The 26,822-nt window shown below is 38.4% G+C and carries 21 protein-coding genes; 1 reads left to right on the top strand and 20 read right to left on the bottom strand.

Features of this window, described 5'->3' with window-relative positions; genetic code table 11:
* Positions 1 to 161: 161 nt before the first annotated feature.
* From C5L23_RS03760 to C5L23_RS08500, 8 genes are all read right to left on the bottom strand, one after another.
* On the bottom strand, positions 162 to 2,285 hold the full coding sequence (locus C5L23_RS03760; protein ID WP_010008124.1) for an LTA synthase family protein: 2,124 nt from the start codon (positions 2,283 to 2,285) through the stop codon (positions 162 to 164).
* An 8-nt stretch (positions 2,286 to 2,293) separates the two neighbouring features.
* Positions 2,294 to 2,557, bottom strand: a complete 264-nt coding sequence (locus C5L23_RS03755; protein WP_010008125.1) for a YkuJ family protein — start codon at positions 2,555 to 2,557, stop codon at positions 2,294 to 2,296.
* Positions 2,541 to 3,587 carry a lysylphosphatidylglycerol synthase transmembrane domain-containing protein gene (locus C5L23_RS03750; RefSeq protein WP_133264305.1) on the bottom strand — a complete coding sequence of 349 codons (1,047 nt, stop codon included), beginning with the start codon at positions 3,585 to 3,587 and terminating at the stop codon, positions 2,541 to 2,543. Before C5L23_RS03750 ends, C5L23_RS03755 begins: the two co-directional genes overlap by 17 nt.
* A gap of 9 nt (positions 3,588 to 3,596) precedes the next feature.
* Positions 3,597 to 4,604, bottom strand: a complete 1,008-nt coding sequence (locus tag C5L23_RS03745) for an LTA glycolipid anchor biosynthesis glycosyltransferase, IagA/BgsA family (RefSeq protein WP_133264304.1) — start codon at positions 4,602 to 4,604, stop codon at positions 3,597 to 3,599.
* The gene (locus C5L23_RS03740) at positions 4,601 to 5,830 is read right to left on the bottom strand and encodes a glycosyltransferase family 4 protein (protein WP_010008126.1); all 1,230 of its coding nucleotides are present in this window, start codon (positions 5,828 to 5,830) and stop codon (positions 4,601 to 4,603) included. Before C5L23_RS03740 ends, C5L23_RS03745 begins: the two co-directional genes overlap by 4 nt.
* A gap of 202 nt (positions 5,831 to 6,032) precedes the next feature.
* Positions 6,033 to 7,748 carry a phosphoenolpyruvate--protein phosphotransferase gene (ptsP, locus tag C5L23_RS03735; protein ID WP_133264303.1) on the bottom strand — a complete coding sequence of 572 codons (1,716 nt, stop codon included), beginning with the start codon at positions 7,746 to 7,748 and terminating at the stop codon, positions 6,033 to 6,035.
* A 2-nt stretch (positions 7,749 to 7,750) separates the two neighbouring features.
* On the bottom strand, positions 7,751 to 8,020 hold the full coding sequence (locus tag C5L23_RS03730; protein ID WP_010008129.1) for a phosphocarrier protein HPr: 270 nt from the start codon (positions 8,018 to 8,020) through the stop codon (positions 7,751 to 7,753).
* A gap of 192 nt (positions 8,021 to 8,212) precedes the next feature.
* Positions 8,213 to 8,386: a hypothetical protein gene (locus C5L23_RS08500; RefSeq protein WP_010008131.1), complete on the bottom strand. Its 174-nt coding sequence runs from the start codon at positions 8,384 to 8,386 to the stop codon at positions 8,213 to 8,215.
* 125 nt (positions 8,387 to 8,511) lie between these two features.
* Between C5L23_RS08500 and C5L23_RS03725 the strand changes: the two genes are divergently transcribed.
* Entirely contained in the window at positions 8,512 to 10,560 is a 2,049-nt protein-coding gene (locus C5L23_RS03725; RefSeq protein ID WP_010008132.1) for an ATP-dependent Clp protease ATP-binding subunit, read from the top strand.
* Positions 10,561 to 10,628: 68 nt separating this feature from the next.
* Here C5L23_RS03725 and C5L23_RS03720 read toward each other — a convergent pair whose 3' ends face one another.
* From C5L23_RS03720 to alaS, 12 genes are all read right to left on the bottom strand, one after another.
* Positions 10,629 to 11,768 (bottom strand): CamS family sex pheromone protein, encoded by a 1,140-nt coding sequence (locus C5L23_RS03720; protein ID WP_010008133.1) that lies wholly within the window; start codon positions 11,766 to 11,768, stop codon positions 10,629 to 10,631.
* Positions 11,765 to 13,810 carry an NAD-dependent DNA ligase LigA gene (gene ligA, locus C5L23_RS03715; protein WP_010008134.1) on the bottom strand — a complete coding sequence of 682 codons (2,046 nt, stop codon included), beginning with the start codon at positions 13,808 to 13,810 and terminating at the stop codon, positions 11,765 to 11,767. The genes C5L23_RS03720 and ligA overlap by 4 nt, the downstream gene beginning before the upstream one ends.
* Positions 13,811 to 13,884: 74 nt before the next feature.
* On the bottom strand, positions 13,885 to 16,122 hold the full coding sequence (pcrA, locus tag C5L23_RS03710) for a DNA helicase PcrA (protein WP_010008136.1): 2,238 nt from the start codon (positions 16,120 to 16,122) through the stop codon (positions 13,885 to 13,887).
* Positions 16,123 to 16,209: 87 nt separating this feature from the next.
* Positions 16,210 to 16,800, bottom strand: coding sequence for a glycoside hydrolase family 73 protein (locus tag C5L23_RS03705; RefSeq protein ID WP_133264307.1), 591 nt, complete (start codon positions 16,798 to 16,800; stop codon positions 16,210 to 16,212).
* Positions 16,801 to 16,897: 97 nt separating this feature from the next.
* Positions 16,898 to 18,613, bottom strand: coding sequence for a thiol reductant ABC exporter subunit CydC (gene cydC / locus C5L23_RS03700; protein WP_010008142.1), 1,716 nt, complete (start codon positions 18,611 to 18,613; stop codon positions 16,898 to 16,900).
* Positions 18,606 to 20,345 (bottom strand): thiol reductant ABC exporter subunit CydD, encoded by a 1,740-nt coding sequence (gene cydD / locus C5L23_RS03695; RefSeq protein WP_133264302.1) that lies wholly within the window; start codon positions 20,343 to 20,345, stop codon positions 18,606 to 18,608. The genes cydC and cydD overlap by 8 nt, the downstream gene beginning before the upstream one ends.
* 56 nt (positions 20,346 to 20,401) lie before the next feature.
* Positions 20,402 to 21,412 (bottom strand): cytochrome d ubiquinol oxidase subunit II, encoded by a 1,011-nt coding sequence (cydB, locus tag C5L23_RS03690; RefSeq protein ID WP_010008143.1) that lies wholly within the window; start codon positions 21,410 to 21,412, stop codon positions 20,402 to 20,404.
* On the bottom strand, positions 21,412 to 22,890 hold the full coding sequence (locus C5L23_RS03685) for a cytochrome ubiquinol oxidase subunit I (RefSeq protein ID WP_029508686.1): 1,479 nt from the start codon (positions 22,888 to 22,890) through the stop codon (positions 21,412 to 21,414). Before C5L23_RS03685 ends, cydB begins: the two co-directional genes overlap by 1 nt.
* 99 nt (positions 22,891 to 22,989) lie before the next feature.
* Positions 22,990 to 23,289: a DUF1292 domain-containing protein gene (locus C5L23_RS03680; RefSeq protein WP_010008145.1), complete on the bottom strand. Its 300-nt coding sequence runs from the start codon at positions 23,287 to 23,289 to the stop codon at positions 22,990 to 22,992.
* A gap of 17 nt (positions 23,290 to 23,306) precedes the next feature.
* A complete protein-coding gene (ruvX, locus tag C5L23_RS03675; protein ID WP_010008146.1) occupies positions 23,307 to 23,738 on the bottom strand; it encodes a Holliday junction resolvase RuvX in 432 nt (143 codons plus the stop codon).
* Positions 23,738 to 23,989 carry an IreB family regulatory phosphoprotein gene (locus C5L23_RS03670; RefSeq protein WP_010008147.1) on the bottom strand — a complete coding sequence of 84 codons (252 nt, stop codon included), beginning with the start codon at positions 23,987 to 23,989 and terminating at the stop codon, positions 23,738 to 23,740. Before C5L23_RS03670 ends, ruvX begins: the two co-directional genes overlap by 1 nt.
* Before the next feature lie 86 nt (positions 23,990 to 24,075).
* Positions 24,076 to 26,751, bottom strand: a complete 2,676-nt coding sequence (alaS, locus tag C5L23_RS03665) for an alanine--tRNA ligase (protein WP_133264301.1) — start codon at positions 26,749 to 26,751, stop codon at positions 24,076 to 24,078.
* Positions 26,752 to 26,822 lie beyond the last annotated feature (71 nt).

The following is a 26,822-nucleotide window of genomic DNA, read 5'->3' as shown; positions in this document are numbered from 1 at the left end:
TCAACACCTTTTTTCCCTTTTTTCGCCCTTTTTACCCCCTTTTCTTTTTTACTTGCGCCACACCCCTTTTATCGCTATTTCGTTCGGATATTATCTGGAATCACCCCTATAATCACTAACATCATTCGACTAAAAAAGACACCCTAGGGTGTCTTTTAAACTTACTTGTCATCTGTTAATTCTGGCGCATCCGTTTTATAGTCGTTTACCTTACTTTTATTACCATTCTTGGCAAATACGCTCGACGGATTAGTTGTCTGATTTCGTTTTAGATTTGATAATCCAGTATCCACTTTATAAGTAATTTTTGATTTATCTACTTTAGCAAAGTCCGTTCGTTTATCAAATCGTAGAAGGTCACCCGTGACAACCTTATCAGAGTACTTTAGGACCTTATCCACGTAACTTTGTGTTTGTTTAACATATTGCTTCTGTTTATCCGTAAAATCGCTCTCAGTGATGGCCTGACCAGTCTTAGTATTATAGTAGTCACCATTGAACTTCATCATGTTTGGTGTAATCCAATCACCATCTCGCAAGGGCACAATTCCCTTATAGTTTTCAGATAACATGTCTTGACCAAACATTGTCAAATTGTTATCGGGTACGCCCATAATATCCAGTAAGGTTGGCATCATATCGATTTCTCCACCATATGTATGATTAATACCACCCTTAAGGTCTTTACCATGAATCATAAACGGTACCTTTTGGAATTGTGCTAAATCATAATTGGTGAGTTTATCCTTACCTAAAAGCTTCGCAATAGCTGGTTGATGATTCTCAGATATACCGTAATGATCACCGTATAGCATCAAAACTGAATTATCGTACAGCCCTGCTTTCTTCAAATAACTCACAAACTCAGCAAAGGCTTCATCTAAATAATGCGCAGTTTGAACATATCCATCAACAGTACTATCACCCGTTTTCGTAGCTGGGAAATTGATGTTTTCTTTATCCAACTGATAAGGATAATGGTTTGTCACTGTTACTAACTTAGCATAAAAAGGTTGTGGTAACTGTTCAATATATTTAGCAGAGTCTCTCAGGAATATTTTATCTTTCAATCCATAACCAACGTTGTAGCTTGGCTTATCTGCATTAGAATAATACCCTTTTGAGAAGTAATAGTTATATCCCCATGACTTATAGGTATTATCACGATTCCAAAAGCTGGCAACATCCCCATGAAAGGCCGCAGTAGTATAGCCTCTTTGTCCCATAATGGCTGGCAAAGCTTCAAAAGTGTTATCTGTACCATATTTAACCATTGCTGAACCAGTTGGCAAGCCATACAAAGAATTTTCTTGCATAATTTCAGCGTCAGAGGTTTTACCTTGGCTTACTTGATGATAAAAATTATCAAAGCTCAACGTATTTTGGTCATGATAAAACTTATTGAGATTAGGTGTTACTTCTTTGCCATTCACTTTATAGTCAATCAAGAATTGTTGGAAAGATTCTAAATGAAAGACAAAGACATTTTTACCCTTTTGAGTACCAAAATAAGAAACATTATTAGGTAATTTTTGTGATTTAATAAAGCTCTGAATTTCTTTAAAATCCGCTGGCTTAGCATGACTGCGACTTTGCGTTTGATTATACGTTTGCACAGCATTAAATGCGGCATATTCATTTAAGCCCAGGTATTTCACGATATAGTTATTATCAAATGATCGCGTTAGTAAACCACTACGATCCGCAGAAGCAATACCATAACCAACAAACATCAGCACAATCCCTAACAGGGTTGTCAAAACGGCAAACTTCTTTTGCACACCACGCCGGTCAATTGTCAGTTGTCGAAAGAGCAACAAAACAACTAAAACTAAGATATCCACAAAGACCAGCCAATCAGACCAATGCATAATAGCCGTGATTGATTTGCCTAAGTTATTACCCGTTGAACTTGATGAGCCTAAGATACCCATTGATAAGAAATCAGAAAATTCACGATAATAGAGAATATTGGCAAACAGCCATAACGACTGAATAAAGTTAAGTAGCACAGCTAACCAATAGCTGAGTGCACCTTTAAAATACAGCGCAATACTCAAGAAAATGATAGCTGTTGGCAACGGATTAAGGACAAGCAAAAAGTTTTGAACCGAGCCACTTACGCCTAATCGAAAATTCATATGGTAATTCACATATGTTTTCAACCAAACTAACGCCACATTAAGTACGAAAAACCATACTAATGGTGCACTGGTATCCATTGTTTGTTTTATTTTAATCCATATTTGTTTTGGGGTTGGAAAGTACTTCACAAGATGTTTCATGTCTTCACCTAAAATATTAACTTAAAATCGTGCAGCACATCATAAATTTCAATCGCAACCAAATCAATATCATCGAATTGAAACTGCCTAGATTCACGATGCTCATGAATCGTCCACACTTTTGCGTCTTGATTGTACTCAACTTGTAGGGCTTCAATACCAAATGCTTCAAACCGACGTGTTTGATTATGCCCATCTTTAGCATCAACCATGGCACGTAACCTATTGATGATTTGATTGAGTTCACTTATTTTTTCAACGTTTTTGTTCATAAGTATCCTTTACTACTTTATGGCTTGGCCATACATAAGCCACTAAACCAGCAAATAGGCCAAAGTAATAAGTAATGATACGCCAAATTAAAATGACCAATATCAATGTTGCTGGATTTTTGACAAATGGCGTAAATAGGAGCTGGAAACTTAATTCAGCGCCCCCAACGCCACCTGGAATTGGAAATAAAGAAATGACCATGACTATCATAATATGCATGGCGATAATTAACCAAGGATTAACATCTTCATATCCGAAAGCCCGAATGACAAAATAAGGAATAGTATAGAAGATAATTAATTGTGCCATTGTGAAGGCCGTCGCACTAATCAATGATTGCCAACTCCCCACCACACGCCTTGACTCTTCATGAAAATTGTTCACTTTCACTTTAATTGCGGCAATGACTCGCTGGTATCGCCTACGCGTCATCATTTTTTTGAAAATAGGACTGATAACATCCACTAATCGTAAAGTTAATGCAGGCCAAAACATGACTAAAGCAATGCCAATAATCACAACTGCATGAATCGCAATTGCAAATGGAATAAAGGTTGCAAATGTTGGATCAACTTGTGAATATATAAAACTATCTGCACTGAAATAGCCAATAATAAAGAAAAGAACAACGACAATTTGGTAAACTAAAAATTTCATTAAAACAACCGACGTTGCCCGTCCACCCTCTACACCAGCACGTGACAGTCCATATAGCTGGGCTGGCTGCCCTCCGGTAGCAAATGGTGTCAATCCTGTCCCCAATAGATTAAGCAAGGGTACTCGTAGCAAGGCTGCTAACGAGGTTTTCTTTCGATCTGATCGATTGAGTAAAGACCAAGCAACCCCTGCTTCTAAGAAAATGGTAATGATCATCGCAACCATTCCAGCTGCCAACCATCGCCAATCTAAGTGACGTAATGCTGCTTCCAACTGCCGACCACGACCGTCTAATTCGTGCCACAAAAAGTAAACCACAATTGCTGTTAACAAACCCACAACAATAATTGATAATCTATCTCGTTTAAGCATGACTAACTCCTATGCTTTTAGCGTTTTTTCATAAACTTTTTGGAGTTGTGCCCCAATTTTAGGTAAATCACGTGCAACAGCTAATGCGTGACCGGCATCTCTAACATCAGATACTTGCGCATTAAGAATACTTTGCATTTTTTCATCAAACTCATCTACATTATCCGCCTTATATACGTTAACACCTTCTTCTAGCCAATTTTGGTAAACAGGAATGTTACGAACAAGAACATGTTGCCGAGAAGCGAGTGCTTCTAATACGACAATCCCTTCTGTTTCCTCAAACGAAGGATATAAGAAAAGATCAGCACCTTGGAATGCACCCAAAAGTACATCTCCTGTAATATATCCTGGGAAAATCAGATTTTTATAGGTGTTATTTTTTACGAGGTGACGAATATCTTTTGGTACCAATCGTAAATCAGTGTAGCCAAACCAGATAAATGTATATTCTGGATGTCGCTTTGCTAATTCAGCAAAATCAAAAATGCCTTTTCGTTCAAAAAAAAGGCCGACACTCATAATGACCTTTTGTTTATCACCAAGTTGAAAATACTCACGAAACGCGCGCACTTTATGCGTATCATATTGATATTTTGCTAATTCAACACCATTAGAAATGGCGGTAATTGGTTGTGTCAAACCGTAGTTTTGTAATAATGTTTTAGAATAGGGTGTTGGCGTAATGAGTCCATCAGCCTTACCATATAGTGAAATCAAATAACGTCTATACCACGGCGCTAATAAATTAGAACCGGTAAATGAATTGCGGAAATCTTCATAGGTTGAATGCCCGTGATAGACGACTTTTTTACCCAATTGGTGTGCTTTTTTGACCATGCGATGGCTTTTGATACCATAAGTATTAATATGTAATACATCATAGTCTGTCGATTTATCATCCGTTGTTACCACAACATCAGTATAAGATAGTGATTTTTTCTGTAAGGACAGCGCGCGTCCAATACCTGATTTTGCAATCATTTTCTGATTCTCAAAGTAAAGTAAAACTTTCATGACCCTCTCCTGAATGGATTACGTAATAACTTTTTAGCATAGCCCACTTCTTCCTCATTAGGAAATTGGTCATTACCATCCGTTGGCTGATGATGATGAATAGCAGCATTATAGCACGCAAGTACGCGCTTACCAAATGTCACTGCATCAACATCGGCCATTTTTTTAATACGTTGTGCTTGATCTCGCTCATTAAATGGTCGATTGAGATAAAAAATTACAGCAGTCGTGAAATCATCAATATTGTCAACCAGCTGGCCAATTGCCACATCATCTACCAAATTATCTAAATATGGTGAATGAATTGCAACAAAGGGACGATTAGCAAACATTGCCTCAACAAAAGTTAACCCTTGTGTCTCCGTGTTGGAAGAACTCACAAAAACATCACTCATAGCATAATAATCGGCAATACAGTCATGTTCAACCATTCCGGTAAAAGTGACATATTGTGTCAAATCTAAATGTTCAACCTGCTCTTGCAAATCTTTTCGTGCTGGGCCATCCCCAACAATCACCAATCGTGCTTGTGGATATTGTGCAATAATTTTATCAAATGACGTAATTGTCATAGCAATATTTTTCTCATAAGCCAAACGTCCCAACGACAAGATGACTAAGTTATCGTCAGTAAAACCATAAGTTTCACGTAAATTCTGGTTATCCTCTTGCCGTTTTGGCAAAGCGACGCCTGTTGGAATAACGGTGATTGGTGCTGTAACACCATATTTTAATAACGTATCTCTTACTAAATCGGACGGTGCAATCACACTATCAATACTTTTCATGTAAGCTTTCATTAAAACGCCGACACCATTTGCCCCAATAAGCAAACCTTTAGCAACATAATGCGTATAATCTTCATACATTGTATGATACGTGTGAACCGCCGGTATTTTTAATTGTCGTGCAACAAATTTACCCAGTAAACCAAGAGAAAATTCTGTCTGTGTATGGACAATATCTAACTTCACAGATTTTGCAATTTCCACAGCCTGTATCAAGCCACGAAAAGCCAATCTTCTATCTTTAAATCCGACATATGGCACGCTTGAAAAACGATAAATATGCGGTTCGAATTTGTTTTTAGAAACTTTAGGATCAGTTGAAGTGAAAATATACACCTGATGTCCTTGCGCTTCCAATGATTCCTTCAACGTTTTAATTGAGGTTGCTACCCCACTAACTTGTGGAAAATACGTATCTGTAAATAAACCGATATTCATCGTTTCCTCCAGCTACCTATACTAAATTTAGTTTTTTTAATCCCCATTTGCGCGTTAAATCCCCACTGAAATTTAAATACAATACTCCTAGTATAACATTTTAAATTTAATGCAAACAACTCTCGTTTCACTAAACTTAACAAGCCATCAAGTATTTATAGATAATAAAAAACACCTCACCGGTGTTTTCCAAAAATTTAAATTAATGCACTGCGTTCTTAACTAAAGCCACAACTTCATCGTTTGTTTCAAGATCCAAAGCCTTTTGAGCAAGTGTTGCCATCGCCTTAGTGTCTAGCGTCTTCATGAGTGAGCGCGTTTGCAGTATAGATGGTGCACTCATTGAGAATTCATCTAATCCCATACCCAATAGTAACGGTACAGCAATTGGATCGCCCGCCATCTCACCACACATAGCTACAAACTTGCCTTCTTGGTGAGCAGCTTGGATAACTTGGTTAATCAAACGTAGAATTGAAGGATTATAAGGCTGGTAAAGGTATGATACACGATCATTACCACGATCAGCCGCCATTGTATAACCAATCAAGTCATTCGTACCAATTGAGAAGAAATCCACTTCCTTAGCAAACTTATCAGCTAACATTGCCGCAGCAGGAATTTCTACCATGATACCTAATTTGATATCACCAACTTGAGTACCTTGTGATTCAAGCTTTTGGCGTTCTTCCAAATAGATTTGGCGAGCAGCCCTAAATTCAGCTAAAGTTGCAATCATTGGGAACATAATCCACAATTCACCATAAACTGAAGCACGAATCAAAGCACGCAATTGTGTTCTAAATATTTCATCTTGATCCAAAGAAATACGAATTGCACGATAGCCTAAGAATGGATTTTCCTCTTGCGGCAATGTCCAATAATCAAGATGTTTATCGCCACCAATATCCATAGTACGCACAGTAACTGGCTTACCAGCCATTTTCTCGACTACTGTTTTGTAAGCTTCGAATTGTTCATCTTCAGTTGGTAAGTGATCTGATTCCATGTACAAGAATTCAGTTCGATATAAACCGATACCTTCGGCACCGTTTTCTAATACGGCATCCATGTCTTTAGGGGCACCAATGTTAGCACCAACAACGAAATGTTGTCCATCAGCCGAAACAGATGGTTCATCTTTTAACTTAGACCACTCTGCACGCTGTGCTTCATAATCCGCTGCCTTTTGTTGGTAATCAGCCAATGTCTGGTCATCAGGATTCACAATAACGTCTCCAGTCAAACCGTTAACAATCACCATATCACCTTCACAAACTTCTGATGTAGCAACATCAGAACCAACAATGGCTGGAATCTCAAGCGTCCTAGCCATAATTGAAGCGTGCGCTGTTCGCCCACCTAAATCAGTCAAAATACCTTGTACAAACTGACGATCTAATTGTGCAGTATCAGACGGTGTTAAATCCTTAGCAATCAACACAACTGGTTGATTAATTAATGCAGGATTAGGTAAGTTTACATTTAATAAATGAGACAAAATACGCTTAGTTACATCACGCACATCAGCTGCACGTTCTTGCATATAAGCATTATCTGTCATTGCCTCAAACATTGAAATATAATTGTCCGTGACTTCCTTCAATGCTTGTTCAGCATTAATCTTGTCATCAGCAATTTTTTGCTTAATGGCGCCAGACATTTCCGGATCAGCCAGGACCATCAAATGTGCTTCAAAGACTTGAGCTTCAGCATCGCCCAAACTTTTAGCAGCCTTCTCTTTAATTGCAGTTACATCTTCACTAGAAGCAGCAATAGCTTGATCAAAACGTGCTTGTTCCGCTGTAACATCATTAATTGCGACATTGTCAAAAGATAAATCTGGATCTACCAGTAAATAAGCCTTGGCAATTGCAATACCGTTACTTGCTGCAATACCACTAAACTTTTTTGTCATAATTACTTTGCGAGTCCTTCTGAGCTCATTGCTTCAACGATAGCAGTCATTGCAGCTTCTTCGTCTTCGCCTTCTGTTTTGATTGTAACGTCAGAACCTTGACCAACACCAAGTGACATCACACCCATAATTGACTTCAAGTTAACGTCCTTACCTTGGTATGACAATGTAACGTCAGAAACGAACTTTGATGCAGCTTGTACTAGCAATGTAGCTGGACGTGCGTGGATACCTGTTTCTGCGATAATGTGAAAGTCTTTTGATTGTGCCATGATTTTAATTCTCCTTTTTTTGTTGTAAAACAACTTCTGAAAACAGTGTATCAAAGCGCTTACAAAATAGCAAGTGAATTTATGCGCAAATCATTGATACAGCGGGGTGATGGCTTCAAAATGCCGATATAACCACTATTGTTTTGAAACCGGTTACAATAAAATGATATTTAACCTTCTGCGAATAGCAAATTAGGCTTTTTCATACGTAATGTGCCCATTTTGATGCGCCACACCTCGAATCGCACTTTGATAATCAAATGAAGCCCATGCTTTTTGAAAATCTGAAAATACTTCAGGTGTCACTTCAAAGGATGTTAATTCACCAGAACGCACTTGGTTAAGTAAACTTAGATAATCTGCCATACTTCATCACCTCCTACTTAATTATATCACGCTACTTTAAATGGTTATATGAATAATTTAGCACTCTTTTACAAAGAGTGCTAAAAGTGTTACAATAAACTTATCCAGAAAGGAGTACACTTTTTATGGCAGCACAAGATCCATTTGGTTTTAACAATTTAGATGATATGTTTCGTGCAATGAATGACGAAATGCAACGAACACAAGGACAACAACAGAATAATAAAAAAGGCGCATCAAAAAAGCAAAAGACATTATTAGAGGAATTTGGTATTAACCTAACGCAACTTGCACGCGAAGGTAAGCTAGATCCTGTCATTGGTCGTGATAACGAAGTATCACGTGTCATTGAAATATTAAACCGCCGTACTAAAAACAATCCTGTTCTAATCGGAGAACCCGGCGTTGGTAAAACTGCTGTGGTAGAAGGTTTAGCTCAAGCAATTGTTAGTGGTAAAGTACCAGATAAGCTACAACGAAAAGAGATCATTCGCTTAGACATGGTCAGCATGGTCCAAGGTACGAGCATGCGCGGTCAATTCGAGGCACGTATGCGACAGTTAATGGAAGAAGTCACTGATAATGAAGATATTATTTTATTCATTGATGAAATCCACGAAATCATGGGTGCCGGTAATGCCGAGGGTGGTATGGATGCTGGTAATATTTTGAAACCCGCTTTAGCTCGTGGTGAATTCCAGCTTATCGGCGCAACGACGCTTAATGAGTATCGTAAAATTGAAAAAGATGGTGCTATTTCTCGACGTTTCCAACAGGTTCAAGTCGAGGAACCAACCCAAGAAGAGACCCTCACAATCTTGCAAGGTATTCGTGAGAAATATCAAGACTATCATCACGTTACCTATACTGATGATGCATTAGTATCAGCTGTTGACTTATCTGATCGCTATATTCCCGAAAGATTTTTACCAGATAAAGCTATCGACTTAATTGATGAAGCTGGATCACGTAAAAATTTGACCATGACCGTAGCTGATCCAAAAACAATTCAAAATAAAATTGATTCTGCCGAGAAACTCAAGCAAGAAGCAATTGATAAAGAAGACTTTGAAAAAGCAAGTTATTGGCGTGATCAAGTCAACCAACTGACATCACAAAAAGCCCAAGTTGAAGCACATCCTGAAATGAGTCAACCACAACAAGTGACTGAAAAGGATATTCTTAAAATTATTGAAGACAAAACAGATATACCGGTTGGTGAGTTAAAAGAAAACGAAGCTAATCAGCTGAAAGATTTGGATAAAAATTTGTCAGATCATGTCATTGGTCAGGCCAATGCTGTTGAAAAAATTGCCAAGGCGGTCCGTCGTAACCGTATTGGTTTAACAAAATCTGGTCGGCCAATTGGTTCCTTCCTGTTTGTTGGACCAACTGGTGTCGGTAAGACAGAAACAGCTAAGCAGTTGGCTAAGGAAATGTTTGGTAGTAAAGATGCTTTGATTCGTTTTGACATGAGTGAATATATGGAAAAGCACTCTGTATCAAAGATGATTGGCGCACCTGCCGGGTATATTGGCTATGAAGAAGCTGGTCAACTAACAGAACAAGTTCGACGTCATCCCTACTCATTAATTTTATTAGATGAAATCGAAAAAGCGCATCCAGATGTGATGAATATGTTCTTACAAGTTCTAGACGACGGTCGTCTAACAGATGCACAAGGTCATACGGTGAGTTTCAAAGATACCATCATCATTATGACTTCTAATGCGGGTTCAACAGATACAGGTAATGCACCAGTTGGTTTTGGTTCAACCAGTGCGCAGAATCGTTTAGTTGCACGATTGGAAAACTATTTCCGTCCAGAATTCTTGAATCGATTTGATGATATTATTGAATTCCAATCATTAGACCGCGATAGTTTACTCAAGATTGTAGACTTACTACTAGCTGATATGAACGACAACTTAGCTGATAATAATTTGCATATCAATGTTGACGCGGATGCTAAAGCCAAATTAGTTGATTTGGGATACAATCCTGCTATGGGTGCACGGCCTTTGAAGCGTGTTTTACAAGAACACATTGCTGATCAAATTGCTGATTTCTATTTGGAAAACCCAACTGTTCACGATTTACAAGCAGTATTAAATGACAGTACAATCGCAATTAAAGCTGCATCAGCAACAGCTAACGCTGATGTCAAATCTTAATTAACCTAATTTCATATGATTGCATTAAAAATGCTACCCGTCTTAAAGATGAGTAGCATTTTTTTAATTTAATCTAATACTGTAATTTTAAATGTTTTATCGTCTTTATTGCGCTGCAATATTGCCTGCGTCTCATTAGACGTCTTGATTACCATACGAATGGGTACATTACTTGGTAAATAACGCAACCCTTCTTGTGCAACAAAGTTTGCAAAACTACTAATCTCTGTTTGACTATAGAATTGCGTTGTAATGGTCACATTCATATTCGTTAACTGTCCATTCTTAAACGAAGCGACAGCTGTTGCCCCAGCTATATTAGGGAAGAAATCTTGAATTTCCGTTTTAAAGTTAGAAAAACCATTATTTTCATCACTACCAAGACTTGATGTGTCTGTGGATAACTTAGGTAAAACAATTGATTTTTGATCAATCGATTGCCACTCACTCAGATCCGTTCCCTTGGTACTTTTCGCTTCAGCATAAAAGTTACCAGGCGTTAATGAATCAGCAGGTGCATTAGCATACATTGCAAGCACAATAGGAACGCTATCACTAATCCCCTTTAGTTGGCGTATACGAGAAATAATTTTAGGCGCAATTTTCTTACCATAAGCTTTCATATCCGCTGTTGAAATGTCTTGAGTATAAGTTGCACCATATTTTTCACGTTGGTACTGATCTTGTGTATTCATCGCAACACCGATAACCATACCCGACAATTTTAGGCTATCACCACTTTTAACCATAAAGTCTTGTTCAGTCAGACTTTGTACATAAATTGGCTCACGATCACTATCTTTTTTACCATTGTCTGCTGGATTTAATCCAACTTTATCATCCGAACTTCGGCTTAACCATGAAGTAACCGTATCTGAGCTTAAATACTGTCCTTCTTGAAAAACATATTGATTAGTCTTGAAATGATTTTTAGCTAAAGATAATAAGCCGGATTCAAAATGTTTTGTGTCTAAACTGTTGGCTTCCGAACCCGCCGTAATACCTCGTGCTTTACTTGTCAAATAACGTCCGTTCTTGATTACTGTCTGATAATCACCATCCCCTGAACTAGAAGTCACTTGTACACTACTTGTTTTTCTAGAAGTTGGTGTAATCCGATTCATATTAAAAATATACAACGATAATAACGCTATAATCAAAATTGATATCGCTATAATGACATAGCCACGAAAACCTATGCGCTTCATGATTGATTATCCTCTTCTTGCTTAGTATCAATAAATTGCTGTTCCTGCCACACTGGTATGCCTAGACCTGTTGCTTTATCTAGCTTGCTACCTGCCGAATGTCCAGCAATAACCAAATCTGTTTTGGCAGAAACAGAACCGACAACACTTGCACCATGGTTTTCGAGCCACTTAGCAATCACTGGACGACTCATTTGTTCTAGTTTACCAGTTAAAACGATCTTTTTGCCGAAGAAAAATGAATTTTCATCAATTTCTACATCAGATAGATACTTACCGTTAACACCAGCAGCCATTAAATCCTGCACTAACTGTTGTGCTTGTGGCGTACTAAAAAACTGCACCATAGAATCAGCAATCGTGCTACCGATACCATCAATACTTGCAATATCAGCTGAAGTGGTATGCATCAGTTGTGTTAAGTCTTTAAACTTTTTAGCAATTAATTTAGCAGCCTTGGCACCAACCATGCGAATACCCAGACCGAATAACAATCTTTCTAACGAATTTTGCTTCGATTGTTGAATGGCATTAAATAGATTATTCGCTGATTTCTCTTTAAATTTATCTAGTGATAATAACTGTTCTTCCTTCAGTGCATAGATTGACGCAACATCTTGAATCAAGTTATTTTTTAAGAGTTGCGCAATCACCCTTGGCCCCATACCATCAATGTTCATCGCATTTCGGGAAGCAAAATGCGTTAAACGTTCCTGAATTTGTGCTGAACAAAATGGATTAATACAGCGCAGTGCAACCTCACCTTCAATATGCACTAATTCTGATTGACAAGCCGGACACATAACGGGGATGACATAAGGCACACTGTCTATTGACCGCTTTTCTTCAATCACTTGCCCCACTTCTGGAATAATATCGCCAGCCTTATGTAAGGTAACAGTATCTCCAATTCGGATACCTTTAGCATTGAGGTAATCTGGATTATGCAAGCTCGCTCTTTTAACCACAGTACCAGCGAGTTGTACTGGATCCATCACTGCTGTGGGGGTTACGGCACCTGTACGTCCCACCGTCCACTCGATATCTCTAACAGTTGTCAGTGCTTCTTCGGGCGGAAATTTATAGGCAATCGCCCAACGCGGAATTTTAACGGTATTACCAAGGTCCAACTGTAAATCTAAAGCATTAACCTTAACCACAACCCCGTCAATACCATAATCTAAGGTATCTCTTTGTTGCGTATAGTGTGTAATATATGAAGAAATATATGACATTACTGAAATAACTTGATTCGTCGTATTAGTTGGTAATCCTAATGCTGCAAAACGTTGTAAAGCACCGCTTTGTGTCTCAGCACCAAGTGTTTCAAAGTCAGCCGTATAGTACACGAAAGCAGATAACTCACGCTTTTTGGTAACTTTAGCATCTAATTGTCTCAAAGACCCCGCTGCGGCATTACGCGGATTAGCAAATGGTGCCAATCCCTCCAACTCACGTTGCTGATTCAGCTTGGCAAAACTCTTTTTAGGCATATAAATTTCGCCACGCACCTCAATTGTTAATGGTTCACTCAACCTTTGAGGAATAGCTTGAATAGTCTTAACATTAGCCGTCACATCTTCGCCAATTGTTCCATTACCACGTGTAGATGCCTGAACCAATTCACCATTTTCATAATCTAAAGCAACTGCCAAACCATCAATTTTCAATTCTAAATTATAATCACTTTGAAAACCTAAAGCTTTAGTTGTTCTAGCATCCCAATCTTGTAGTTCTTCTAAACTAAAAACATCCCCTAAAGACAACATTGGTACCGGATGGGTAATTTTGGTTAACTCTGACTTAACATTAGTACCACCGACCCGTTGTGTCGGTGATTCTGGTGTCATAAATTGTGGAAATGCTGCTTCTAAATCAACTAAACGTGCATAAAAGGCATCATAAACATGATCTTCAACACTCGGATTATCATCCTCATAATATTCAACGCCATAACGGGTTAAATCATCTTGCAGTTTTGCAATTTCCTGTTGTGCTTGAGCTGTCGTTAGCTCACTCACTGCTTTAAATTCAGGTAACATTGATCACCTCATCATTCAATAAAATTTTTATTTAGTGGATCGTATATGATCGACATTCAACAATCTCCTATATTCTATTCCACTCGTGTAATTGGCGCAAATGCTGCAAGCAATTGTTTAATGCCGTCGGCAGGAAAAGCAACTTTCAGTTCTTGATCTTGTTGATTACCAGAAACTGCTACAACCGTACCAATACCCCATTTCTTATGTGATACTTTATCACCAACTTGCCAATTCACCTTGTCCGCACCAGATTCTCCAGCTGTTGTCTTCTTAACAGGCGTTGCTTGATAAGTTGTTGCAACAGCACGTTGTGTTTTGCGATCAAATGGTAATGATTGAGAGGCACTAACCCCACTATATTCATTAAATAATCGTTTTGGATCAATCTCATCAATGAAGCGAGATGGTTGATTACTCTGGGTACGACCATACAACAAACGTGAGAAAGCATTAGTCAAAAATAGCTTTTTCATCGCTCGTGTAATACCTACATAAGCTAATCGGCGTTCTTCTTCTAACTGATCATCATCTTGCGTCGCTCTGGCTAATGGGAAAATACCTTCTTCTAACCCAACCATAAAGACAACTGGGAACTCCAAACCTTTGGCCGCATGCAATGTCATCAGAGTCACTGCACCATCACCTTCTTCAAAGTCATCCAGATCACTCATCAGTGCAGTACTACCTAGAAAATCAATCAATGGATTCACAGCATCGATATCATCCGCATTATACTTATCATCAAATTCTTTGGTAACGGATAAGAATTCTTCCAAGTTTTCTAAACGTGCTTGGCTATCTGGATCATTTTTATCTTGCAACATCTTACGATAACCACTACGTGTCATTACCATTTCAGCTAATTCTGTTACCGTCAAAAATTCAGCTTGCTGCTGCAATGTATGCATTAAGTCAGCAAATGCCAATAATTTAGTGACCGCACGGGCTGTCAGTTCTGGTGCTAATTCAATACTGTCAATTGCTGTCATGTATGACCACTCCATACGATTAGCAAACTCACGTAAGTGATTAATACTTGTTGGTCCAATACCACGCTTTGGTTCGTTAACAACCCGTTCAAAAGCAGCATTATCGTTAGGGTTAGCAATTAAATTTAAATAAGAGATAATATCCAGAATTTCTTTTCGCTCATAGAACTTATGTCCACCAACCATGGTATATGGCATATTGGCTTTTACCAAAGCTTCTTCCATATTACGTGATTGTGCATTTGTTCGGTACAAAATGGCAAAATCACTATATGCATGTTTTTGTTCTTCACGTAATTTTTGAATTTTGGCTAGTACAAAATTAGCCTCGTCACGTTCAGTTTGCGCACGGTAATAAGTGATTTTTTCACCTTCCCCGTTTTGTGTCCAAAGCTGTTTAGGCCGACGCTCATTATTATTCGCAATGACGTCATTTGCTGCATCCAAGATATTTTGTGTTGACCGATAGTTTTGCTCCAATAAGACAACATGAGCATCTGGATAGTCCTGTTCAAAGTTCAAAATATTATTCATGTTAGCACCACGCCAACCATAAATCGATTGGTCGGCATCCCCAACAACGGCCAAATTTTTAGAACGTGCAGCTAGCATATTCACAATCGTATATTGGGCATCATTGGTATCCTGATATTCGTCTACATGTAAATATTCAAATTGATTTTGATAACGTTCTAAAACATCCGGTGATTGTCGAAATAATTCAATCGTCAACATAATTAAGTCGTCAAAATCAACACTTTGTGCGCGCTTTAGTTCGGCTTGATAAGCAGCATATGCTTCAGCCACTGTTTCCTGATAAATATTACCAGCTTGTTTGGCGAAATCTTGAGGTGATAGCATATCATTTTTAGCGTTTGATATAGCCCCCAAGATTGCTCGTGGATCATACTGATTTGTGTCTAAGTTTAAATCGTTGATCACACGCTTCATCAATGTTCGTTGTGCACTAGTGTCCACAATTGTAAAATTACGTGATAAACCAATTTTCTCACCATCTCGACGTAAAATACGCACAGCTAACGCATGGAATGTTGAAACCCATATATCACGCGCAACATCTTCATCAACTAAACGCGCAATACGTTCTTTCATTTCTTTGGCTGCTTTATTAGTAAATGTAATAGCTAAGATACGCCAAGGAAAAATATTCAAATCTTCAATTAAGTGTGCAATACGATGTGTCAACACTCTCGTTTTACCAGAGCCCGCACCAGCCATAATTAATAATGGCCCTTGTGTTGTTTGCACAGCCTCGGCTTGCTTATCATTCATACCCGCAATCAGTGTTTCAACTGTCATATTTGCCTCTTTTATCACTAAAATTTATCTAATCTATTATATCAAATAAAAAAACGAACACTAGTTCGCTTTTGGAAAAATTTATACTTAAGTTTTACGATCAAATCGATTCAGATGCCACGTGTTAATAATTTCAATGAGCTTTTGTGCATAAGTTGGATCCGTTGCATAACCATCTTGTGTTAAAGCTTTAGCCGCTGTTGCATAATCTTTCGCACTTAAAACATGTGCATATTGCTGTGGATTCCAGCTTGTTCCATGCGCTAATAACTTTGCATGTGCGTGCATGCTATCCTGCCAACTATTATATACAGCAAATCGACCGTTAATGGTTACCCACTCACCGTTTTCATACTCCTTAGTTGGGAGTAGCACACTGCGTTGATTAGCATCAGCTTTGACACCGTATAAATTATGATACTGGCTCGCCAAATCACTACTATTCCAATTAGACTCTAAAATAGCTTGCCCAATACTGATTGACGCTAACACGCCATATTTTTTTTGCAATTCACGTGCATAAGGGGCTAATTCGTTAATCCAAGCAACCCGTGCATCATAGGTTTGATTGGTCATATTCGTTGGTTTCTCAACCACCTTTTCTTCTGATTTAAACATTCCTGCAATAATGAGTATCACAAAAATAGACAACGCACCCAGCACTAACCACTGTTTCATCACTTTTTGATTTTTCTTGGGTCGCCGCCCAGTAGGTCGTCGTTTTTTAACATATTTTTTTCTAATTTGAGGAGACGGTTTTCTTTTTGTAGCCATTTTAATATTGATCAAGTTTTAATAATTGTTGGAATCGCGGTGATTCTTGCGCTAACTTTTGCGGTGTACCTGACAAAATGAATTGACCATCCTCTAAGAAATAAACATGATCAACATTTTGAATACCTGTTAAATGATGGGTGACCCAAATAATCGTACGCCCAGATAATGCTTTAAATATCCGATCAAGCACTTCTTGCTCTGTTTTCGGGTCTAAAGCAACAGTCGGTTCATCTAGTATAACAATAGGTGCGTCTTGAAGCAAAATTCTGGCTAGAGCAAAACGTTGCCGTTCGCCACCGGAAAAACGAGTACCCGCTTCATGCATAGGTGTATCATATCCTTGCGCTAAGCTTTTGAGTAAATCAGATAAACCAGCCTGTTCAACCGCCTGTTCAATCTGTTCTTGTGTTGCAGAAAGATTACCCATTCGAATATTATTACGAATAGTCGTATCAAATAAATAAGTTTGTTGATCTAAAATAGCAATTTGCGGATGCAAATCATGATACTTTTTCTTATTTAGATAAATATGACCGGTATCTGGTTGCAAATCACCAGATAATAACTTAAGTAATGTTGTTTTACCTGCACCTGATCGGCCAAGTATTGCAATCTTCTCACCAGCCGCAATGTTTAAATCTAAGTGTTTTAAAATCTGTCGATCACCGTAACTAAAACTCACTTGGTCGAACTGAATCGCTGCGTGTTGTTGTAGTGGTTGTGCTATTTTCTGCTGTTGACGTGGTTCTGGTAAATCATTTAGTCGTCGAATACTATCTTCATAAAATGTTGCCTCACTCATCCCCTGATTAACACCCAAAAAACTATCTGCCAGAGTAAAAATAGCTAACGTAAAGGCAGCAATATAATTAATCAATTGAGATTGCCCAGCAAAATAGTGATTACTCCAATAAAGTGTCACGACAACTAAAATTAACACAAGCATTTGAATGGCAAAATCACGCCACCATCCAAAGTGCATACTCTTACCTTTAATTTTAGCTAACGACCGCATCGTCGTTTGTTGCGACGCGACTAAATCAGCTTGTCTACCTGCTAATAACCAATCTTGTAAGCCTAACACTGCATCGGTGGCATCAGTATAAAGTTGGGATTGTAACTGCTTTTGCTTTTGAATACGTTGTCGGTTCATTAATAAGCTAAAGATCGGTACAGCCAGTAAAATAATGGCTAACATCAGCAACCAAAATAACATTAACCACAGGCTCATGGTTCCCAAAGCAATAATGATAAAAAGATAAAGGATAATGCCTGTTCCCAATGGGAATAGTGTTCTTAAGTACAAATTTTGCAAGCGGTCCAAGTCATCAGCTAACAGGCCTAATACTTTACCTTTTTGAATGCTACCGCGAATATAATCTGCATGACTTGCAACACTCTCATAAAGCGCCCGTCGTGTTTTAGAGACAACATTGAGTACCCAATTATGTGATACAAGACGCTGTGTATAACGAAATACGGGTCGCGAAATACCGAATAACCGTGTCAAGACAATGGGAACGTAAATAATTAAAATGTTTGAAGGCCGCTGCGCTGAACGTGAAATTAAAAAACCAGAAACAAACATTAAAGCCCCTGCCGAAAAAATCATCATAAAGTTCAAGAAGATCGACCAGAATAAAGACATTTTGCGTTGTCTTAATAGTGGCATCACCCACTTATCATGTTTAAGTAACTGTTTTAAATTATGCATGTGTCAGACCTCCATCACGTAATTGATGGCGTAATTGATTAAGCTGACTATTATCTTGTGCCAATAATACTTGAGGCTCACCGCTTTCCACAATTTTCCCCTGCTTCATGACGAGTACATAATCCATCTGATTGAGCCAGTGTAAACGATGCGTCGCAAAGAATACCAAATGATTATCTAGCACCATTTTCATTGTCTTTTTTAAGTCGATTTCTGTTTCAATATCTAAATGCGCTGTGGGTTCGTCAAATAATAAAATGCGGCGTGATGTATCCAGTAACATGCGCGCTAATGCTACGCGTTGGGCTTGTCCACCAGACAATTGACGGCCACTTTCACCAATCACCGTATCTAACCCCTCTGGTAATGCTTGTATTAAATCAGCTAGGCCAGCACGTTGTGCAGCCTTTTTAATATCTTCACGATTTGCCTTTGGGGTATAGAAAGCAATATTTTCGCGTAGGGTTGTATGGAAAATGTATGGTTGCTGTGGCATATAGAAGAATTGACGTTGCCAATCTTGTTGTGCGAGTTGCGTTAACGGCTGATGGTTGATTTCAATCCTACCGCTATCAGGTTCTAGAAAGCCACTTAATACATTCAATAGCGTTGATTTTCCTGAACCACTTTCACCTACAATCGCAATTTTTTGATAACCGCTGGCCGATAAAGTAATTGCCTTGAGCGTTGCTGTTTCTTGTTTGGGATAAGTTAATTGCAAATCAGAAATTGTCAACACGTCCTGTGCTGACCACTGCGTTAATGTTAGTTGTTGCTGTTGAACAATACTCGGTGTGTCTAAAATATCTAATACATCAGTTAAGGCATTTTTACCATCCAATGTCGCATGATAATCATCCGCAAAATTACGTAGTGGCAAAAAATACTCGGGTGACAAAACTAAAATAATAAGCGCAGGTTCAAATTGCATATGCCCATTCAATAAATCAAGGCCTAAGAATACCGCTACAATGGCAATTGATAATGTTGTAAAAAAATCTAGTGCAAAAGTTGATGTAATCGCAATACGTAACGTGCGCATCGTTGCCTTACGGTAGTCTTCAGATATGTTATAGATTTCATCACTATACTCATCAGCCAATCCCAACTGCTTTAAGGTAGGTAAACCTCTTAACGCATCCACAAAGCGATTATTTAAATTCTTAAAATTGGCAAATTCAGTATCTGCTTTACTTTGTGCTGCTAAACCAAGAATGATAAAGAATAAAATGACAACTGGGAAAATGAGAAGTAAGAAAACACCTTCATCCCATTTTAAATAAAAAATATATAACAGCACAACCCATGGAATAATGCTTAAATCAAAAACCTTAATTAAAAGTAATTGAAAATAATTTTTGACATTATCCAAACCACTGCCTAGCATTGTCACAGCGCTTCCTGTTCCTGACTGCGCAATTACATTCGGTCCTAAATCTGTATACTTTTTAAGTAGTTGTACACGATATTTCTCTGCTGCAACGTCAGCAAAATGCGCCATATAGCGATTTTTTAAAACAACAATTAAATATCGCACAATATAAGCAATAGCAAAAATAATGACACTATTTATCACCATATTAAAAGCCAGTCCTTGCCATAAACCAACAATGGCTTTTGATAGGAAAATAGCTTGCAATAATATAGCAAAAGCTTGTAGTCCAGTTAGAACTACAAGCCCGAATAGTGTTTTAAATATGTTTGGCAAAGCGAATAGTCGCCGATCAATCATGTTAAAACCTCATATCAACATATATAGTACTACGCTCTTAATCATAGCACGTTTATTTATTCAATAACTTTATGACTCACAATACGCTTACGGAAAACGTAAAAGCTCCAAATTTGATAGCCCAGCGTCAAAGGTAAGGCTGTAGCCACAACATATGTCATCACACGTAACGTATAAGGTGTTGATGAAGATGTTGCAATAAGCAAAGAATGCGCTGGATTATGAGCAACCATTAGACGTGGGAATAGACCCGTGAATAATAGGACAACAACAACTACCAAACCAAACCCTGATAATAAGAAGGGGAAAGTTTTACCATTATGGTAAGTTGAATACCAGCCTAGTAGCGTCATAACAACTAATATTGCCAATAAAATTACCGTGAGTAATGGTTTCGTTTGAATAAAGTCAGTATAGAAAAACAACAAGATAGCAAACAGTACCTCGCCTGCTAATAATACAGGATAGAGCAATTTCAACTGTGCCGTAGCGCGTGTGGTGATTTTACCTTCAATTTTCAATCGTGTAAAATTCAAGCCATGAATATAGCTCATCAATGTAACGGCAATACCTCCGACTAATGTAAATGGCGTTACGTAATCAAAGAAACCAGCCGTCAAATCACCATGTGCATCAATGGGCATACCAGATGCCATAGCTGTAAATATCATCCCCAAGAAAAATGGCGCAATGAACGATGATAAGACAATCAACCGTTCCCAAAGACGTGTTCCTTGTATGGTGGGCATGTGTTCCCTAAATTCAAAAGCACTACCACGATAAATTAAGGCTAAGAGTACGACCAATAACATCAAATAAAATCCAGAAAACAATGATGCATACCAATATGGAAATGCCGCAAACATTGCACCACCAGCTGTAATAAGCCACACTTCATTTGCATCCCAGTTAGGGCCAATAGACTGATAAAGGGCTTCACGATCATGATCATCTTTAGCTAAGCCAAAGAACTGCATACCTACACCAAAGTCGAATCCTTCTAGGAAAAAGAAGCCCGCCCACAATATTGCAATTAAAATAAACCATAGAATTTGTAATAAACTCATTATTTCTCAGACTCCTTTTGTGCTTGTAGATGTTCATAAGGATCTTGTGGTGAAAGTATTTCTTCTTCCTGTACATCTGGACCAGCATGCAAAACACGGCGTGATAGCCAGATCATCAAACCACCTAATGTTGAGAAAGTCAAAAAGTAAACAATATTTGAAATTAATAATGATGCCGTTGATACGTTCGGTGATACAGCATCGGCAATTGTCATCAAGCCATAAACGACCCATGGGTAACGACCAAGTTCAGTTACAAGCCATCCTGCTGTATTGACAACAAATGGGAAGAAAGTCATGACACCTAAAATCCATAAAAACCAGCGTTGTGTCAAAATCAAGTTCGACTTTTTACGATTAAACCATAGTGCGACAACAGCGATTAATCCTAATAATCCTGCTCCCATAGCCATCACGCGAAAGGCATAAAACAATGTGTTTTCAGGTACATAGTAATTTGCTACACCATCTTTGGGTTCACCATACTTCGCCACAAATTCTTTTTGTAATTCGGTTGTCCCAACTGTTTTACCACCAGTTAAAGAATGGTTACCTAGAATCGAAAGTACATAAGGAATTTCAATTTTGGCAATAACCTTATGGGTCTGAGGATTTGTCACAGAAATTAATGACCATGGCTGCGCTTTATCCGAACGCTTTGATGAATCAATTGTCTCATCAACACCTTCCATTGCTGCATACTTCATTGGTTGCATCGTTTGTAAATCAAAGGCATGCTTATCACCCGTAATTACAGCACCACCAACACCAATAAGACCAACAACTAAAGCTATATTAATCGATTTTCTAAATAGAATAATTTGTGGATCGCCAGGCTTTAGCTTGAGTAACTTAAACGCTGCCATACCAGCAACAATGAAACCACCAGCTACTAATGTCCCAACAATAACGTGTGGAAATTGTACCCATAATTGTTTATTGGTTAACAATGCACCAAAATCTGTGAGTTCCGCACGCCCCATATGATTATTAATAGCATATCCCACTGGATTTTGCATGAATGAATTTGCTGCTAAAATCCACAAGGCCGAAACACATGAAGCTATAGCTACAATCCAAATAAATAGGACGTGTACGGCAGGTTTCATACGATCCCAGGTAAACGACCACAACCCAATAAAAGTTGATTCCGCAAAGAAAGCAACCAAGGCCTCCACCGCTAAAGGTGCACCAAAAATATCACCAACATAACGCGAATAGCGTGACCAATTCATTCCGAATTGGAATTCTTGAATAATTCCAGTTACCACACCAACAGCAAAGCTGAGCAAAAATATTTTACCCCAGAACTGTGCCATTTTTTTGTATGTTTCATCCTTTTTGATAACATACATTGTTTCCATTACTGCAACCACAACCGCTAAGCCAATTGACATTGGCACAAAGAAGAAATGGAAAATTGTAGTCATGGCAAATTGAAAACGTGCTAACTCAAGTATGCCCACTAATGTCACAATAAATTCCTCCAACATTTTTTAAACTATACGTCTCGTTAACAGTTTATCACTTGATAAGCAAGTAATAAAGTATTATACAAAAAAAGCGCCTCAGCGCTTTTATTGGAAATTGCTATCGTCATCTAAGAAAGTATTCAATACTTCCTCAACCATGTCCCATTCTTTGTCATCTTCAATGGGTTGTAACTCGCCTTCAGTCGCTTCACCATCTTCATCTGGATCAAATACAAAGGCTTGAATATCTACTTCTTCGTCTTCTTCAACACCCTCAGGAACTAACAAAATATAGTTTTTGTTATATTCATCTGAATGAAAAGTAAACAATACTTCATGAAGGGTTTCATTCCCATCATCATCAACTAAAGTGATCTTTTGGACTTCTTCGTTATTATCGCTCATATTTAGCTCTCTTTAAATTATTTGGTTAATTTACCATTACGGTCAAGATAATTTTGTAAAATAAATTCCGCAGCAATCTTGTCGATGACCTTTTTACGCTTCTTACGTGAAACGTCAGCTTCTTCAATCAACATTCTTTCTGCTTGGACTGTTGTGAGTCGTTCATCTTGAAAATCTGTTGACAAACCAAAATTATCTTCAACCATTTTAGCATAATCTCGGGCTGCTTGGGCTCTAGGTCCTTCAGTATTATTCATATTTTTTGGCAAGCCTAATACAACACCTTTGGCCTTTGTTTCTTGAATGATTTCGCCTAAACGCTCTAATCCAAATTCTTTAGCCGCCTCATCAATTCGAATAATTTCAACACCTTGAGCCGTCCATCCCATGGGGTCAGAGACAGCAACACCTACGGTGCGACTACCAACATCTAATCCTAATATACGCATTATTTCTCCAAATAGGCATGTACAAGTTCTTCAATAATTTCATCACGCTCATGACGCTTAATCAAATTACGCGCATCATTCAAACGTGGAATATAGGCTGGGTCACCTGATAATAAATAACCAACAATTTGATTAATGGGTTGATACCCTTTCTCTTCTAAAGCTCCGTACACAATCTGCAGTGTTTCATGAATATCTTTTGGCATTTGATCGTTAAAATCAAATACTGTTGTTTCATCATTTACTGTCATAGGTACACGCTCCTTTCTCAATCATCTTCATTTTAGCATGATTAAATGTCTAATCCATTACAGAAGTAAGAAACAAGAATAACGTTTTACTTAGCAGATAAGAAATCGTTTACAGCAGCAAAAGCATCGGCAATACCTGCTGGATTCTTACCACCTGCCTGTGCCATATCAGGACGGCCACCGCCACCGCCACCAATTTTAGGTGCTATCGCTTTAATCAAATCGCCTGCCTTAATACCCGCCTGATTGCCTTTAGGTGAAACGGCAACAATCAAATTAGCTTTTCCTGACACCTCTGCAGCTAATACCAAGATATCTGATGGATAATCTTGTTTCCAATTATCAGCAACTTGGCGCAGACCATCCATACCGCTAACATCAAGTTGAGCAGTAATATAAGTCAAGTCGTTAACGCGTTCAACATGATTGAAAACTTCTGATGCTGCTTGATTGGCTAGTTGTGCTTCAAGTGATTCGTTTTGTCGCTGTGCTGCACGTAAATCATCTTGCAATTGTTGTACTTTAACACGTGATTCAACCGGTTTTTGCACCTTCAAATCAGCTGCAATCGCCTTTAAAGTATCTGATTCTTCACGATACTGTTGTAAAGCAACCAATCCCGTAACCGCTTCAATACGACGGATACCAGCACCGATACCAGACTCACTCACAATTTTGAAGAGACCTAATTCTGCTGTCGACTTGGCATGCGTACCACCATCAAATTCTTTATTAAAATCACCAATTGAAACAACACGAACCGTTTCGCCATATTTTTCACCAAAGACAGCAACTGCTCCCATCTTCTGTGCCGTTTCAATATCTGTTTCAACCCAAGAAATAGGTAGATTTTCGGCGATTTTTTCATTCACGAGATCCTCAATGGCTAGTAACTGTGTTGCATCAACTGGTCCATCATTAGTAAAATCAAAACGTAAATAATCAGGCTCGACTAGTGAACCAGCTTGATGAACATCGCCACCTATTATAAGACGTAAGCTTTGGTCCAGCATATGTGTCGCCGTATGATTCTTTGATACCGCAATATGGCGTGCCATATCAACTTGTAAGTCAACAATATCATTAACTTGAAAATCTTTGGTAACCGTTACCGTGTGTAAATGTTGACCATTAGGTGCACGTTGTACGTCCACAACTTGTGCAATGACTTCATTTTCAAATAGCACGTCTCCTTGATCGGCAATCTGCCCACCCATCTCAGCATAAAATGGTGTCTGATCAAAAATAACCTGCACAGTCTCTCCAGCCGTTGCCGTATCCAGCAAGGCATCAATACCTTGTGTATCTTGCCCAACAATAGCTGCAATTGTTGCCTGCTTTACCTCAGTTTGTGTCCAACCGACATATTCTGATGGTACATGCAAATCGGTTAGTACTGCATTTTGAACACCCATTGACTTATCATTTGAACGTGCAGCACGCGCACGCTCTTTTTGCTCTTGCAAAGCTTGATTATAGCCTACAACGTCTACATCAAGATTAGCATCCGCTGCCTGCTCTTGTGTTAATTCCAATGGAAAACCGTAGGTATCCGATAACTTAAAGGCTGCCGCACCACTAATACGCTTTTCACCACTAGCTTTTGCTTCAGCAATCACATCACGCAATAAAGCCAAACCACCAGTCAAAGTTTGATTAAAACGCTTTTCTTCACGGGCAATGATTTTTTGAATTTTATCTGTGTTTTCTTTTACTTCAGGATAATAACTAGCCATAATATCCGCAACAATCGGCACTAGTCCTGACAAAAATTCACCTTGAATATCTAATTTACGGCCATGTAATACAGCTCGACGAATGAGGCGACGAATAACATATCCACGTCCCTCATTTGAAGGAAGGGCACCGTCACCAATGGCAAAGGTAACAGCACGAATATGATCTGCAATCACTTTAAAGCTTGTATTCGTTTCTGAATCTTGTGTTGTATCGTAAACTTTATCTGTCAATTTTTCAGTTGCACGAATAATTGGCAAAAACAAATCAGTATCAAAATTAGTGCGACCATTTTGGAATACAGAAACTAAACGCTCTAGTCCCATCCCTGTATCAATGTTTTTATGTGGTAATTCTGGATATTGCGTATTATCTGTCAGACCAGGTAAATGATTAAATTGCGAGAACACAATATTCCAGATTTCCAAATAACGTTCATTCTCACCACCTGGATACATTTCAGGATCATCATCCGGCAAATCTTGGAATGCTGGTCCTCTATCAAAGAAAATCTCTGAGTCAGGGCCTGAAGGTCCCTCACCAATATCCCAAAAATTATCTTCGACTTCATAGACATGTCCGGCTGGCAAATCAGTATCATTTTCCCAAATCGTCTTAGCTTCTTTATCTCGTGGGTATACTGTGACATAAAGCTTTTCTTTATCCAATCCATACCATTCTGGACTTGTTAACAATTCCCACGCCCAAGGAATGACCTCTTTTTTAAAGTAATCGCCTACCGAAAAGTTGCCCATCATTTCAAACAATGTATGATGTCGTGCTGTTTTACCAACATTTTCAATATCATTTGTTCGAATCGCTTTTTGCGCATTCGTAATGCGTGGATTCTTTGGTACGACTGAACCATCAAAATATTTTTTTAATGTTGCAACTCCTGAATTAATCCACAACAATGTTGGATCGTCAACCGGAATCAAATTTTTTGAAGGTACGATTTCATGACCTTTAGACGCAAAGAAATCCAAAAACATTTGGCGAATCTCTGCCGATGATAATTCTTTCATATCAGCTAATCTCCTTAAATATTAAAAAACGCCTCTGCATAAGATGCGGACGTGTTACCGTGGTACCACCG

The organism is Leuconostoc fallax (genome assembly GCF_004354645.1).
GTDB classification, from domain to species: Bacteria; Bacillota; Bacilli; order Lactobacillales; family Lactobacillaceae; genus Leuconostoc_B; species Leuconostoc_B fallax.
This window is presented reverse-complemented; position numbering and strand designations above follow the sequence as displayed.

What these genes read in the sequence shown, in the direction of transcription:
- C5L23_RS03760 (WP_010008124.1), bottom strand. Translation starts at nt 2,285, where the DNA reads ATGAAACATCTTGTGAAGTACTTTCCAACCCCAAAACAAATATGGATT.
- C5L23_RS03755 (WP_010008125.1), bottom strand. Translation starts at nt 2,557, where the DNA reads ATGAACAAAAACGTTGAAAAAATAAGTGAACTCAATCAAATCATCAAT.
- C5L23_RS03750 (WP_133264305.1), bottom strand. Translation starts at nt 3,587, where the DNA reads ATGCTTAAACGAGATAGATTATCAATTATTGTTGTGGGTTTGTTAACA.
- C5L23_RS03745 (WP_133264304.1), bottom strand. Translation starts at nt 4,604, where the DNA reads ATGAAAGTTTTACTTTACTTTGAGAATCAGAAAATGATTGCAAAATCA.
- C5L23_RS03740 (WP_010008126.1), bottom strand. Translation starts at nt 5,830, where the DNA reads ATGAATATCGGTTTATTTACAGATACGTATTTTCCACAAGTTAGTGGG.
- ptsP (WP_133264303.1), bottom strand. Translation starts at nt 7,748, where the DNA reads ATGACAAAAAAGTTTAGTGGTATTGCAGCAAGTAACGGTATTGCAATT.
- C5L23_RS03730 (WP_010008129.1), bottom strand. Translation starts at nt 8,020, where the DNA reads ATGGCACAATCAAAAGACTTTCACATTATCGCAGAAACAGGTATCCAC.
- C5L23_RS08500 (WP_010008131.1), bottom strand. Translation starts at nt 8,386, where the DNA reads ATGGCAGATTATCTAAGTTTACTTAACCAAGTGCGTTCTGGTGAATTA.
- C5L23_RS03725 (WP_010008132.1), top strand. Translation starts at nt 8,512, where the DNA reads ATGGCAGCACAAGATCCATTTGGTTTTAACAATTTAGATGATATGTTT.
- C5L23_RS03720 (WP_010008133.1), bottom strand. Translation starts at nt 11,768, where the DNA reads ATGAAGCGCATAGGTTTTCGTGGCTATGTCATTATAGCGATATCAATT.
- ligA (WP_010008134.1), bottom strand. Translation starts at nt 13,810, where the DNA reads ATGTTACCTGAATTTAAAGCAGTGAGTGAGCTAACGACAGCTCAAGCA.
- pcrA (WP_010008136.1), bottom strand. Translation starts at nt 16,122, where the DNA reads ATGACAGTTGAAACACTGATTGCGGGTATGAATGATAAGCAAGCCGAG.
- C5L23_RS03705 (WP_133264307.1), bottom strand. Translation starts at nt 16,800, where the DNA reads ATGAAACAGTGGTTAGTGCTGGGTGCGTTGTCTATTTTTGTGATACTC.
- cydC (WP_010008142.1), bottom strand. Translation starts at nt 18,613, where the DNA reads ATGCATAATTTAAAACAGTTACTTAAACATGATAAGTGGGTGATGCCA.
- cydD (WP_133264302.1), bottom strand. Translation starts at nt 20,345, where the DNA reads ATGATTGATCGGCGACTATTCGCTTTGCCAAACATATTTAAAACACTA.
- cydB (WP_010008143.1), bottom strand. Translation starts at nt 21,412, where the DNA reads ATGAGTTTATTACAAATTCTATGGTTTATTTTAATTGCAATATTGTGG.
- C5L23_RS03680 (WP_010008145.1), bottom strand. Translation starts at nt 23,289, where the DNA reads ATGAGCGATAATAACGAAGAAGTCCAAAAGATCACTTTAGTTGATGAT.
- ruvX (WP_010008146.1), bottom strand. Translation starts at nt 23,738, where the DNA reads ATGCGTATATTAGGATTAGATGTTGGTAGTCGCACCGTAGGTGTTGCT.
- C5L23_RS03670 (WP_010008147.1), bottom strand. Translation starts at nt 23,989, where the DNA reads ATGACAGTAAATGATGAAACAACAGTATTTGATTTTAACGATCAAATG.
- alaS (WP_133264301.1), bottom strand. Translation starts at nt 26,751, where the DNA reads ATGAAAGAATTATCATCGGCAGAGATTCGCCAAATGTTTTTGGATTTC.